At 66.2% G+C, this 11,992-nt stretch carries 13 protein-coding genes; 3 read left to right on the forward strand and 10 right to left on the reverse strand.

Annotation, left to right across the window (positions count from 1 at the left end):
- From AADH62_RS10915 to rpsO, 6 genes are all read right to left on the reverse strand, one after another.
- Positions 1-1,197: an LLM class flavin-dependent oxidoreductase gene (locus tag AADH62_RS10915; RefSeq protein WP_341579533.1), complete on the reverse strand. Its 1,197-nt coding sequence runs from the start codon at positions 1,195-1,197 to the stop codon at positions 1-3.
- Between the two features lie 113 nt (positions 1,198-1,310).
- Positions 1,311-2,210: an alpha/beta fold hydrolase gene (locus AADH62_RS10920; protein WP_341579496.1), complete on the reverse strand. Its 900-nt coding sequence runs from the start codon at positions 2,208-2,210 to the stop codon at positions 1,311-1,313.
- A 48-nt stretch (positions 2,211-2,258) separates the two neighbouring features.
- Complete coding sequence (gene efeB, locus AADH62_RS10925) at positions 2,259-3,548, reverse strand: iron uptake transporter deferrochelatase/peroxidase subunit (protein WP_341579497.1); 1,290 nt, start codon at positions 3,546-3,548, stop codon at positions 2,259-2,261.
- 2 nt (positions 3,549-3,550) lie between these two features.
- Positions 3,551-4,783 carry an iron uptake system protein EfeO gene (gene efeO / locus AADH62_RS10930; RefSeq protein WP_341579498.1) on the reverse strand — a complete coding sequence of 411 codons (1,233 nt, stop codon included), beginning with the start codon at positions 4,781-4,783 and terminating at the stop codon, positions 3,551-3,553.
- Complete coding sequence (gene efeU, locus AADH62_RS10935) at positions 4,764-5,762, reverse strand: iron uptake transporter permease EfeU (protein ID WP_341579499.1); 999 nt, start codon at positions 5,760-5,762, stop codon at positions 4,764-4,766. Before efeU ends, efeO begins: the two co-directional genes overlap by 20 nt.
- Before the next feature lie 158 nt (positions 5,763-5,920).
- Positions 5,921-6,190 carry a 30S ribosomal protein S15 gene (rpsO, locus tag AADH62_RS10940; RefSeq protein ID WP_228177722.1) on the reverse strand — a complete coding sequence of 90 codons (270 nt, stop codon included), beginning with the start codon at positions 6,188-6,190 and terminating at the stop codon, positions 5,921-5,923.
- 145 nt (positions 6,191-6,335) lie between these two features.
- Between rpsO and AADH62_RS10945 the strand changes: the two genes are divergently transcribed.
- A complete protein-coding gene (locus AADH62_RS10945; RefSeq protein ID WP_341579500.1) occupies positions 6,336-6,557 on the forward strand; it encodes a DUF167 domain-containing protein in 222 nt (73 codons plus the stop codon).
- Positions 6,557-7,864: an MFS transporter gene (locus tag AADH62_RS10950; protein WP_341579501.1), complete on the forward strand. Its 1,308-nt coding sequence runs from the start codon at positions 6,557-6,559 to the stop codon at positions 7,862-7,864. The genes AADH62_RS10945 and AADH62_RS10950 overlap by 1 nt, the downstream gene beginning before the upstream one ends.
- Before the next feature lie 69 nt (positions 7,865-7,933).
- On the opposite strand, the gene AADH62_RS10955 is transcribed toward AADH62_RS10950, so the two are convergent.
- Complete coding sequence (locus tag AADH62_RS10955; RefSeq protein ID WP_341579502.1) at positions 7,934-8,497, reverse strand: YceI family protein; 564 nt, start codon at positions 8,495-8,497, stop codon at positions 7,934-7,936.
- 178 nt (positions 8,498-8,675) lie between these two features.
- Positions 8,676-9,044, reverse strand: a complete 369-nt coding sequence (locus AADH62_RS10960; protein WP_341579503.1) for an FKBP-type peptidyl-prolyl cis-trans isomerase — start codon at positions 9,042-9,044, stop codon at positions 8,676-8,678.
- A gap of 191 nt (positions 9,045-9,235) precedes the next feature.
- Here AADH62_RS10960 and AADH62_RS10965 point away from each other — a divergent pair, with 191 nt between their 5' ends.
- Positions 9,236-10,099 (forward strand): fumarylacetoacetate hydrolase family protein, encoded by an 864-nt coding sequence (locus tag AADH62_RS10965; RefSeq protein WP_341579504.1) that lies wholly within the window; start codon positions 9,236-9,238, stop codon positions 10,097-10,099.
- 25 nt (positions 10,100-10,124) lie between these two features.
- Here the strand turns inward: AADH62_RS10965 and AADH62_RS10970 are convergent, their stop codons facing one another.
- Positions 10,125-10,409 carry a hypothetical protein gene (locus AADH62_RS10970; protein WP_300591984.1) on the reverse strand — a complete coding sequence of 95 codons (285 nt, stop codon included), beginning with the start codon at positions 10,407-10,409 and terminating at the stop codon, positions 10,125-10,127.
- A 108-nt stretch (positions 10,410-10,517) separates the two neighbouring features.
- Entirely contained in the window at positions 10,518-11,990 is a 1,473-nt protein-coding gene (locus AADH62_RS10975) for an aspartate ammonia-lyase (RefSeq protein WP_341579505.1), read from the reverse strand.
- Positions 11,991-11,992 lie beyond the last annotated feature (2 nt).

Below are 11,992 nucleotides of genomic sequence, written 5' to 3' on the forward strand. Positions count from 1 at the left end.
TCACGCCCCCTGACGTGTCGCTGCGGCACCGAATGCGGCACCCGCCAGCGGCGCGCTGTCGCGGTACGGGGAACCGCCGGTGACGTTGTCGCCACGGTTGGGCCGGGGCCGGGCTTCGCGCGGTCCGCCTGCAGCTGCCACCAGACTCTCGTGGGTCGGAGCGTCAGCAACGCCTTCCGGGCGATCCTTCGCGAGCTCCTTGCGGAGCACCGGTACGACCTCACCGCCGAGGATGTCGAGCTGCTCGAGGACGGCCCCCAGGGGCAGACCCGCGTGGTCGATCAGGAACATCTGGCGCTGGTAGTCACCGAAGTGCTCCCGCATCGCCGCGTACCGATCGATGACCTGCTGCGGCGAACCCACCGTCAGCGGCGTCATCTCGGTGAAGTCCTCCAGGCTCGGGCCGTTGCCGTAGACCGGCGCGTTGTCGAAGTACGGGCGGAATTCGCGGACCGCCTCCTGAGAGTTGCGGTGCATGTAAACCTGCCCACCGAGCCCGACGATCGCCTGCTCCTGGGTGCCGTGTCCGTAGTGTTCGAACCGCTCACGGTAGAGCGCGACCAGCCGCTGGAAGTGCTCCTTGGGCCAGAAGATGTTGTTGGCGAAGAACCCGTCACCGTAGTAGGCGGCCTGCTCGGCGATCTCGGGGGTGCGGATCGAGCCGTGCCAGACGAAGGGCGGCACGCCATCGAGCGGGCGCGGCGTCGAGGTGAAACCCTGCAGCGGCGTGCGGAATTGACCTTGCCAGTCGACGACATCCTCGCGCCACAGCCGGTGGAGCAGGGCGTAGTTCTCGACCGCGAGGTTCAGACCCTGACGGATGTCCTTGCCGAACCAGGGGTACACGGGGCCGGTGTTACCGCGTCCGAGGATGAGGTCAGCCCGACCTCCCGAAACGTGCTGAAGCATCGCATAGTCTTCGGCGATCTTCACGGGGTCGTTGGTGGTGATGAGGGTCGTGGCAGTCGAGAGCAGAATGCGCTCGGTTTGGCCTGCGATGTAGGCGAGCGTCGTCGTCGGCGAAGACGACCAGAACGGCGGGTTGTGGTGCTCGCCCAGGGCGAAGACATCAAGCCCCACCTCCTCGGCGTGCTTGGCGATCTGCAGCGTCGCGCGGATCCGCTCTGCCTCGCTGGGGGTATGACCTGTCGTGGGGTCTTCCGTGATGTCGCTGACGGTGAAGATCCCGAACTGCATCTGGCTCATGGTGCTCTCCGCTCCCGGTCGCGGGGTGTGCGGCCGATCTATGCAAGTGAATGTATCTCGTGTAACGCGACCCCGTCGAATCTATTCCCGTTGTTTCCGGGACGTCACCGATCCATGGGGCCGTCTATCTCGGCAAACATCGCGAGCATGTCACGCACCAGCTGATGCGGCGCCGTTTCGCACGGGCTATGACCTGTCTCGTAGACCGCCACCTGCGCGCCGATGCGCTGCGCGTAGGACAGGTACTGCTCGGTCGGCCAGAGGTCATGCGCGCCCGTCGCGACGAGGGTCGGCACGGATGCCGCGCGCACCGCATCGACAACATCCGGCATCCGCATCATGAGCCCGACGATGTCGTCGACGCTCTCTCGCCGCGTCAGGGCGAATCGCTCACGAACGAACGCGATGCGTTGCGGGGGAACGCGGTTCAGGTTGTTCCGGATACCCCACAGCATGAGGGATGCGCCGCTTCGCGGGCCCGCGAGATTGCTGAAGCGGCCGATCCGCTTCACCCCCCGGAACACTTGTCCGGTCGCCGGCGGCGTCGACAACAGCGTGAGCGTTGCGAACAGCTCCGGACGCTCGGCGACGATCAGCTGAGACACGAGCCCCGCGAAGGAGTAGCCGAGGACGTGGGCTCGCGCGCCGCCCTCGAGGACAGCGGTCAGATCATCGATGAACAGCGGATAGTCGTAGCGGTCCCGGGGCGGATCGAGGTTCTCGGGGCCGGCATCCCGCGACTCATATTGCCCCGCCAGGTCGTACGCCTCCACACGGTAACCGGCGTCGGCAAGCAGCGGCAGCATGAGAGTGAAGTCCTCTTTGGAACCGGTCACACCGGGAAAGAGCACGACTCGTCCCCGATCACCGGCCCCGAGCGCCACTCGCGCCAGGCGTCCACTCGGCGCTTCGAACGCATCACGAACGGTCCCGGGCGGGAACACCCGCCAGTCGAGGTCGGGAATCGCCGCGTCCCGCTCGCGGGCGTCATCGGTAAGCGTCATCGACGCCCGAGACTACTCCAGCGCCTCGCGCACGGGCAGCATTCCCGGCTAAGAGAACAGTGCGGCGCCGACAAACGATCCTTCACTCGGTGCGGGCGGCACGGCCCAGATCCCCGATCCGATCGTGAGCAGATACTCCATCATGAGGTCGGTTGCGACCGACTTCTGAACCGTGATGAATCGCTCCGGCGAGCGCACGTAGCCGAGAAAGAAGAGGCCAGCATCGAGGCGTCCCAGCGCGGTGTTGCCGTCAACGTAGTTGTATCCCCGCCGCAGCATCCGGATCCCGCCATTGTTGTCGGGGTGCGCGCGGGCGACGTGGGATGCCGGGTCGATCGCTCGAGTGCCGGATGCCGACAGCGCAGCGAAGTCGGGCGCGGTGAACTCTTCTCCCCCGCTCAAGGGGGCGCCGCTTCCCTTGGCGCGGCCGGTGATCTGTTCCTGTTCAGCGAGGCGAACCCGGTCCCAGGTCTCGATCTTCATCGCGATCTTGCGGGCGATCAGGTACGAGCCCCCCGCGAGCCACGCGGGCCCATCCTCGGACGAGACCCAGACGTGCTCGGCGAGCGCGTCCTCGTCGCCGGCGAGGAGATTGGCTGTGCCGTCTTTGAACCCGAAGAGATTGCGCGGGGTCTGCTGCTGAGCTGACGTTCGCGAGGTGCGGCCGAAACCGAGCTGCGACCATCGGAGGCGAGCCCGCCCGAACGCAATGCGGCTGAGATTGCGTACGGCGTGAACGGCGACCTGCGGATCGTCGGCGCACGCCTGAATACAGAGGTCACCGCCCGTGTGATCGGGGTCGAGGTCATCACCGAGGAATGGTGGCAGCGGCGCGAGTCCCGCCGGGGCCCGATCCGCAATGCCGAAGCGGTCGACCCCCTCGTCGGTGCGAAATAGCCCCGGGCCGAACCCGAAGGTGATCGTCAGGTTGCTCGCCGGCAGTCCGAGCGCTTCGCCGGTGTCGTCCGGCGGCGCTTCGGGTGAGCCGCCCACGGCTCCGGAGGCGCTGACCTCGAGTCCGAGCATCATTCTCGACGCGGCATAGCTCCAGTCCTGGAGCAGCTCGACGAGCTCGTCACGGCTGGTCGTGCCCGAGAGGTCGAAGGACGCGAAGTGGAGGTGATCTTGCACCTCCGTCGTGATTCCGGACTGGTGCTCCCCGAAGAAGGGATGGGTGTCGGCGCGCGCCGCAGTCTGGGCATCCGAGACGCGGGCCACCACGGCGGCACCGCCGACGCCCACCGCGACTCCGGCGGCGCCGGCACCCAGCGCCAGGCCGAGCAGACCTCGCCTGCTCAGCCCGGCCGCGGGGCGCTCCTGCGATGCAGGATCGGTCATGCTCACTCCAGAACTGTCACCGTCAGCTGCGACAGCGGCTCAGCGAGCGCGTTGATCTGATCGGACAGTGCACGCTTGTCTGCCTCCGTCAAGGCGCCGTAGGCGACGAAGCCGTCACTGAGCGAACCGAACGCAGCCAGCTCCGCTTCCAGCTGAGCGTATCCATCGTCGATCTGCGCGACCAGTTGCTCCCCGTCGGGGCCGCTCGAGACCGCGAAGTCGCGCACGAGCGAGAAAGCCATCTTCGACCCCTCGACGTTGGCGGCGAAGTCGTACAGGTCGGTGCCCGACCACCAGTCCTCCTCGCCGCTGATCTTCCCGGTCGCTACCTCATCGAGGAGGGCAATGGCGCCGTTGGAAACACCCGCGATGCCCTGGGACTCGAGTGTGTCGACGAACTCCTGACCGTGCACGTAGTCGTACAGTTCCTGCACATCGGCGATGAGCAGGTCACCGAAGTCCGCCCGCTGCTCGGGCGTCGACGGCGCCCAGTCCTGCCATGCCGGGGTCACACCATCAGAGTTGAGGGCATCGGTTGCGGGGACCCAGAGATCCTTCTCGATCCGGTGGAAGCCCGTCCAGTCGATGCCATCGGCCACAGCGTCGACCTCGCGGAAATCGATGCGGGGGTCGAGGTCTCCCAGCGCCTCTGCCACCGGCTCGATGCGCTCGTAATACGCGCGTACCTGCGGGAACATCGCACGGGCGGTGTCGTCGTCTCCCGCGACGTAGGCTGCGACGAAGTCGTCGACGGCGGGAACGAGCTGACCGACCTGGTCTTTCACGAATGCGGCATACAGATCCACCGCCTGCTGCTTGAGCTCAGCATCCTCGGTATCCACCTCGACGGCCTCACCGGTGACGGTGAAGGCGGCGCGGCCAATGCCCTCACCGATCATGCCGGGCTTGCACAGCGTGTAGTAGTCCCCCGGCTGGGCGAGCACCGTGAGTGTGCGCGAGGCGCCCGGGGCGATGTTCTCGACCTCTCCCACGATCCGCAGGCCGTCACTGGCCAGCAGATAGAACTCGGTAGTCTCGGATCCGGCGTTGGTGACCGCGAAGTTCAGGGTTCCGCTTGTCGCACTGGCTGCCGAGATCTCGCACGAGTCAGCGGTCGAGGTGACCGTGAGCGCGTCACCGGCGGCCTGATCGGCACGCGCGACGCAACCGGCGAGTACGAGGGCACCGGCTGCGGTTGCTGCAACCAGCGCCAGACTACGAGAGAGGGTGTTCATGGGTCTCCTTGCTGTGGGGACTGAGATCGGATGAGACGCGACTGAGAGCGTGCGTCGGCTCTGTCGCCTCAGCAGCTGTTGCCTCCGCAGCGGGCGCCACAGGACGCGGCTGGGCTGCGAAGGCGCGGACAAGAAAGACCGTTCCGACGATCGCGACGTAGACGATCCAGGCGATCACCTGGAGCCAGCTCATGCGGGCGGTGAAGCCGATGGTTGCCTGCAGAATCACAGCGGGGGCGCTCACGGGATCAAGGACCCCGGTGAGATCGAACGCCCAACCGATGGGGAAGGCGGTCCAGCCAACCAAAACCGCTCCGGAATCCTGCACGGGAGCGAGGGCAGTGAAGGGCCCGGGGAGGACCCCGGCCTCCTGCAGATCGCCGATCCCGTAGGCCAGGACGCCAGCGGCGACGAGGATCAAAAAGGCGCCGGTCCAGGTGAAGAAGAGGCGGAGGTTCAGGCGCAGCATCCCGCGGGCAACGAGCCAGCCAAGCGCGGCGGCACAGAGGATGCCGAGCACGGCGCCGGCGAGCGACTCTGGCGCGTTGCCGAAGGACTGCACCATCGACCAGAGCAGAAGTGTCGTTTCCACGCCTTCTCGAGCTACCGACACAAAGCCCAAGACGACGATTCCCCACAGTCCCCCGGTCGCGATCGCCCGGTCGACGCCGCTGCGTAGTCCCCCGGCAAGTGTCCGCGCGTGGGCCTGCATCCAGAAGATCATCCACGTGACCATCGCCACGGCGAGCAGCGACAGCAGGCCCCCGATGATCTCCTGCGCTTCGAACGTCAACGCATAAGCACCGAATGTGAAGAACGCTCCGATAGCCACGGCGAGCGCGATCGCGCCCCCGACTCCCAACCACAGGCGCGGCAACACGTCGCGACGCTTCAGCTGTGTGAGATAGGCCACCAGGATGCCGATGACGAGGGCAGCTTCGAGGCCTTCGCGGAGGCCGATGAGAAAGCTAGCGAGCACGCGGATCCTCGGAACGATTCGGTAAGGCTTACCTAAGCCATCCGAGAGACTACTCCCCCGCCGTCGGCTGAGCAATTCCCACCCGCGCCCGTCAATGACAAAGGGCCGCCCCACACCGTGGGACGACCCTTCGAGAAAGCGATGGACGCGGTTCGCGCTTAGCGGCGAAGCCCGAGACGCTCGATCAGCTTGCGGTAACGCTCGATGTCGATGTCCTGGAGGTAGCCGAGCAGACGACGGCGCTGACCCACGAGCAGGAACAGGCCACGACGCGAGTGGTGGTCGTGCTTGTGCTCCTTGAGGTGCTCGGTGAGGTCCTTGATGCGCTGCGTCATGAGCGCGACCTGCACCTCGGGGGATCCGGTGTCACCGGGGTGCGTTGCGTACTCTTCGATGATCGCCTTCTTGGTCTCTGCTTCCAGTGCCATAGAACGATCCCCTCTCTCTTCGTTGCGCGGTGCCCGTCACCTGCTGTGCGAGCTCTCTTTCTCCGCGGCCGATCTAACGGCAACCGAACAACTCTACCAGCCCGAGGCGGAGCCCGGGGGCGCGTCCGCAGAGTAGCCTCGTCGGGTGCGCATCACCGTCCGAATAAAACCCGGGAGCCGGCGCGGTCCCCTAGTCGAGACGGTGGGATCCGATCTCGTCGCGTATCTCCGGGAGCCGGCGCGTGAGGGCGAGGCCAACGCGGCTCTCCCCCGGGTGCTGGCAGAACACTTCGGCACCTCGTCGAGCCGCGTCTCGATCGTTCGGGGACATTCGGCGCGCGTCAAACAGGTCGAGGTCGACCTGTGATGGCAGGGCTCTCGCGCGACCAGTTCCTCGACCTCCGCCCCTTCCGCGCCAGCCCCGCCTTCGCGCGCCTGTGGATCGGTTCGACTCTGGCGGGCCTCGGCGGGCAGCTCACGATCGTCGCGGTCATGCTGCACGTCTACGACCTCACGCAGAGTACCTTCGCCGTCTCCATGATCGCCGTCGTCGGGCTCGTCCCGATGGTCGCGGCAGGACTCTACGGCGGGATGCTCGCCGATGCCTTCGACCGCCGCGTGGTCGCTCTACTGGCGGCATCCATCACCTTCGCCTCCACCGCAGTGCTGGCGATCCTCGCCTGGACCCAGCTCGAGTCGGTGTGGTCGCTGTATGCGCTGAGCATTGTCAACTCCGCGGCGAACTCGGTCGTGCTTGCCACACGCTCAGCGATCGTTCCGCGGCTCTTGCCGCGTCAGCTTCTGCCCGCGGCTGCCGCACTGCAGGGCATCACCGTGGGCATCATGGTGATGGCGGGCCCTGCCCTTGCGGGGGTGCTCGTGGCGACTGTCGGCTACGCGTGGACCTATTCCGCTGACGTCGTGCTCATGACCTCGCTGTTCCTCGGACTGTGGACGCTCCCGCGGATCGTCCCGGAAGGCGAGATCGTCAAGCCCGGCCTCGAGTCCCTCCGCGATGGAATCGCATTCCTGCGGCGGGCGACAAATATCCGTTTGCAGTACATCCTCGACATCACGGCGATGACCTTCGGGCAGCCCCTCGCCCTGTTCCCGGCAATCGGTACCGTGCTGCTTGGCGGCGGACCCATCACGACCGGGGCTCTCACCGCCGCTTTCGCGGCAGGCGCTTTCCTCTCCAGCCTCTTCTCGGGCCGGATCGCACGGTACCGCGCGCACGGGCTCGGAATCGAGCGGGCGATCCTCGTCTACGGAGCCGCCATCACGCTCTTCGGCGGGGTGCTGATAGCGGGGAGCCTCGGGGTCGGCGCTCCGGCAGACCTCGGCGCGGACTCCGCGAACCTCACCCTGATCGTGCTCGCCGTGCTGGTTCTGGCCGTGGCGGGCGGGGCAGATAATGTCAGCGCGATCTACCGGTCGACCATGATGCAATCGGCCGTCCCCGACGCTATCCGCGGGCGCCTGCAGGGCATCTTCATCGTCGTCGTCGCGGGCGGCCCCCGAGTCGGCGCGCTCTACGCCGGAACCCTTGCAACATTCACGACTCTCTGGTTCCCGCCCCTGCTCGGCGGACTACTGATTCTGGCAATCGTGACCACGCTCGTGCGCCTGAGCCCCGGGTTCCGCGCGTACGACGCCGATAACCCCGTTCCCTGATCACGCTCACCATCAACGACAGTGGGGCGGATGCCGCAGCATCCGCCCCACTGGAGATAGCTCGGGATCTCAGTCGGCCTGGAGGGCGCCCTGCAGGTCGAGCTCGATCGTGACGTCCTTGCCCACGAGCACGCCACCGGTCTCGAGCGCGGCGTTCCACGTGAGGCCGAAGTCCTCGCGGTTGATGACAGCCTTGGCCGTTGCGCCGGCCTTGTAGTTGCCCCACGGGTCATTGCCGAAGCCACCGAACTCGACCTCGAAGGTCACGGGCTTGGTGATGCCGCGGATCGTGAGGTCACCGTCGACGAAGAAGTCGCCGTTCTCGATGCGCACACCGGTCGAGACGAAGTCCATCGTGGGGTACTGCTCGACGTCGAAGAAGTCAGCCGAGGCGAGGTGCTTGTCGCGGCCCTCATCCTTCGTGTCGACCGAGGCCACATCGACCGAGGCGGTCACGGTGGTCTCGAGCGGGTTCGCAGGCGTCACGAACGTCGCGCTCTTGACACCGAAGGTGCCGCGCACCTTCGAGATCATCATGTGCCGGACGCTGAAGTGGACCTCGCTGTGCGACGCATCAAGCTGCCACGTGCCAACGCGGTAGCCGGGGATCTCGACGGTCGTGGATTCGGTCATGCTCTCTCCTCGGGAGTTCTCTGGGCCGCCAGGTGGCGACAGGAGACCCAACGACGCAACCCGCTGGCTCTATTCCCGTGAATGGAAAAATTTCCGAGCGTGTCATCTTCCGGTCACGTAGCGACGAAACGGCGGCGGATGCCGAAGCATCCGCCGCCGCGTGATCAGTCAGAAAACGTCAGCCGACCGAGATCAGGTCGATGATGAAGATCAGGGTCTTGCCGCCCAGGAAGTGACCACCGGCGGGGCCGTACGCCAGGTGAGGCGGGATCACGAGCTCGCGGCGACCACCCTCACGCATCCCCGGAATACCGTCCTGCCAGCCCTGGATCAGCCCGCGCAGCGGGAACTGGATGCTCTCACCGCGGTTCCACGACGAGTCAAACTCCTCGCCCGAGTCGTACTCGACGCCCACGTAGTGCACGGTGACGCTGTCGCCGGGCTTCGCCTCGGCCCCCTCACCGACGATGAGGTCGCGGATGACGAGTTCGGAGGGAGCAGGGCCCTGGGGGGCGTCGATGTCGGGCTTGGTGCGGTCATCAGTCATGCCCACCATCCCACCAGAGCCGGTCGCGGCGCGCAACGCGGCACCGACACCACTGATCACACGTGGGGCTCTTGACAGGCCGCGGCTGCGGCGAGAAGCTGGTATCAGTTCAACTCAGCGCCCGGATTTCGACTCGCAGGCATCGCCGCGGCACCGGGCGCTGAGTCTTTGTTCAGCGCTAGCGTGGGGGAATGCGCTTCGCCCACGTTTCCCTCCCCGGGTCAGCCACGCCGCAGCTCGTGACCGTCGATGACGACGGGGCAACAGTGGTGTCGCTGCTCTTCGACGGGGCGCCGGTCACCCTCAACGAACTCATCGAGGGCGGCGACGAGCTGCTCGATCGGGTTCGCGGCGCGGCATCCACAGCTCCCCGTCTTCCCCTTGACGGCGCCGTCTACGGGCCCGCGGTTCCGCAGCCACCCGTCATCCTCGCCGTCGGCCTGAACTACGCGGCGCACTCGAGCGAACTGGGGTTGAAGACTGACACGGCGCCGACAGTGTTCGTGCTGTGGCCGAACTCCCTGGCAGGGCACGGCGGCACAACGAGTTGGCCGCGCACACTCAGCGAGTCGGTGGACTATGAGGCCGAGCTCGGAGTGATCATCGGCCGGCCCGCAAAAGACGTGACACCCGAAACGGCCCTCGGTCATGTGTGGGGCTACACCGTCGTCAACGACATCACCGCGCGCGACATCCAGTTCGCTGAGGCGCAGTGGTCGCGCTGCAAGTCCTTCGACGGCTTCACGCCGGTCGGACCGGTCGTCGTGACGGCCGACGAGATTCCCGACCCGCAGAACCTGCGAATCTGGACAGTCCTCGACGGACACACGCTGCAGGATGCCTCCACGAGCCAGATGGTCAGGCCGGTCTCGACGCTGATCGCGCACTTGTCGGCATCCGTCACCCTGCTGCCCGGGACCCTCATCTCCACCGGCAGCCCGGGCGGTGCTGGCTATTCGCGGGATCCGCAGGTGTTCCTGCGCGACCGCTCGACGGTGACTGTCGGCGTCGAAGGCATCGGGGAACTGAAAACGCACTGCCGGATCATCGACTGATCCGGCAGTGCGTTCCTCGTGATCGTCAGTTCGAGTAGACGACGACCGACGCCGTCGACACGACGATGATCGCGATGACGATGCCCAGCACCATGAAGATGATGCTCAGCCAGATCGCCCACTTCGCGGGGGCGTTGCTGTAGCCCGATCCCTTGCTCTGGTTCAGCGCGACGATCCCGAGGATCAGGCCGAGCAGCTGGAAGAAGAAGGCGAGGATCAGCGCGACGATGCCGAGCGTCTTGCCGGGCACGACGGCCGGCGCTCCGGCGGGAGCCTGCGGAGCAGGCTGGTAGGCGGGTGAATCAGACATGGGCGACTCCTTGCGTCCATTGCGGGTGAGGTGCGGTCGCACGCCATTGAGCGACCTCGCCGCAATCTAGCGGCATATTCCCAGCTTCCGCAATGCGCCAACTCCGTATTACAGGTCGGTGTCTCCCGTGGGAGCGGTCTCGAACCCGATGATCGGCATCGCGGCGGTCACGGCCTGGAGTCCCGAGAGCCGCTCGGGCGAGAGCTGCTTGGTCACTTCGTCGCGCGACATGAGTCCACCCTCCACCACCAGATCGGCGATGTTGCGGCCAGACACAAGGGCAGACTTGGCCAGTGCTGCAGCGGCCGCGTAGCCGATGAACGGTGTCAGCGCGGTGACGACACCGACCGAAGCACCGACTGACGCCGCGAGACGCTCGCGATTGGCGGTGATGCCGTCGACGCAGTTGACGCGCAATGTGCGCATCGCGCGTCGCATCCAGGTGATCGATTGGAAGATCGAGTGAGCGATGATCGGCTCGAAGGCATTCAGCTGCAGCTGACCGCCCTCGACGGCCATCGTGACTGTCAGGTCCGCGCCGGCTACCGCGAAGGCGACCTGATTGACGACCTCCGGGATGACGGGGTTCACCTTGCCGGGCATGATGCTGGATCCCGCCTGGCGCGCGGGTAGCGAAATCTCGCCGAGTCCCGCCTGCGGCCCTGACGAGAGCAGACGCAGGTCGTTCGAGATCTTCGAGAGCTTGATGGCGTTGCGCTTCAGGGATGCCGAGAACGACATGAACGCTCCCGTGTCACTGGTCGACTCGACGAGGTCGGAAGCGGTCTCCAGGTCCAGCCCCGTGATCTCGCGAAGATGACGCAGCACCGCAGCCGCATAGTCGGGGTGGGCGGTGATTCCCGTGCCGATCGCCGTCGCGCCGAGGTTGACCTCGAAGAGCAGATGCGCGTTCTCGGTGAGTCGCTGGTAATCCTGGCCCAGGGTTGTCGCAAAGCCGTGGAACTCCTGCCCGAGAGTCATGGGGACGGCATCCTGCAGCTGGGTCCTGCCAACCTTCAGGACGTCGTGGAACTCCGTCGCCTTGCGCAGGAACGACTGGCGCAGCAGATCGAGCTCTTCCAAGAGCGTCTGCAGATCCAGGCTCAACCCGACCTTGATGGCCGTCGGATAGACGTCGTTGGTCGACTGGCTGCGGTTGGTGTCGTCGATCGGCGAGAGGAACGCGTAGTCGCCCTTGGGTCTGCCGGCAAGCTCGAGCGCGATGTTGGTGATGACCTCGTTCGCGTTCATGTTCGTCGATGTGCCCGCACCGCCCTGCACGACGCCAACCACGAACTGGTCGTGAAACTGACCGTCGACGACGAGCTGTGAGGCGCGGTCAATGAGCTCCGCCTTTTCGCGGTCGAGCACGCCGATCTCGGCGTTGGCTCGAGCGGCCGCCTGCTTGACCATCGCGAGGGCGCGTACGAGATCGGCGTAGACGGAGATCGGGCGCCTCGAGATCGGGAAGTTCTCCAGCGCGCGGGCAGTATGGATGCCCCAGTACGCGTCGGCCGGGATCTCCATCGACCCCAGAGAATCGGTCTCAGTGCGCGTGGGAGAGGCGGCGTGGTGCGTCATTG

The organism is Microbacterium schleiferi, assembly GCF_038150145.1.
In the GTDB taxonomy this organism is placed as follows: domain Bacteria; phylum Actinomycetota; class Actinomycetes; order Actinomycetales; family Microbacteriaceae; genus Microbacterium; species Microbacterium schleiferi_B.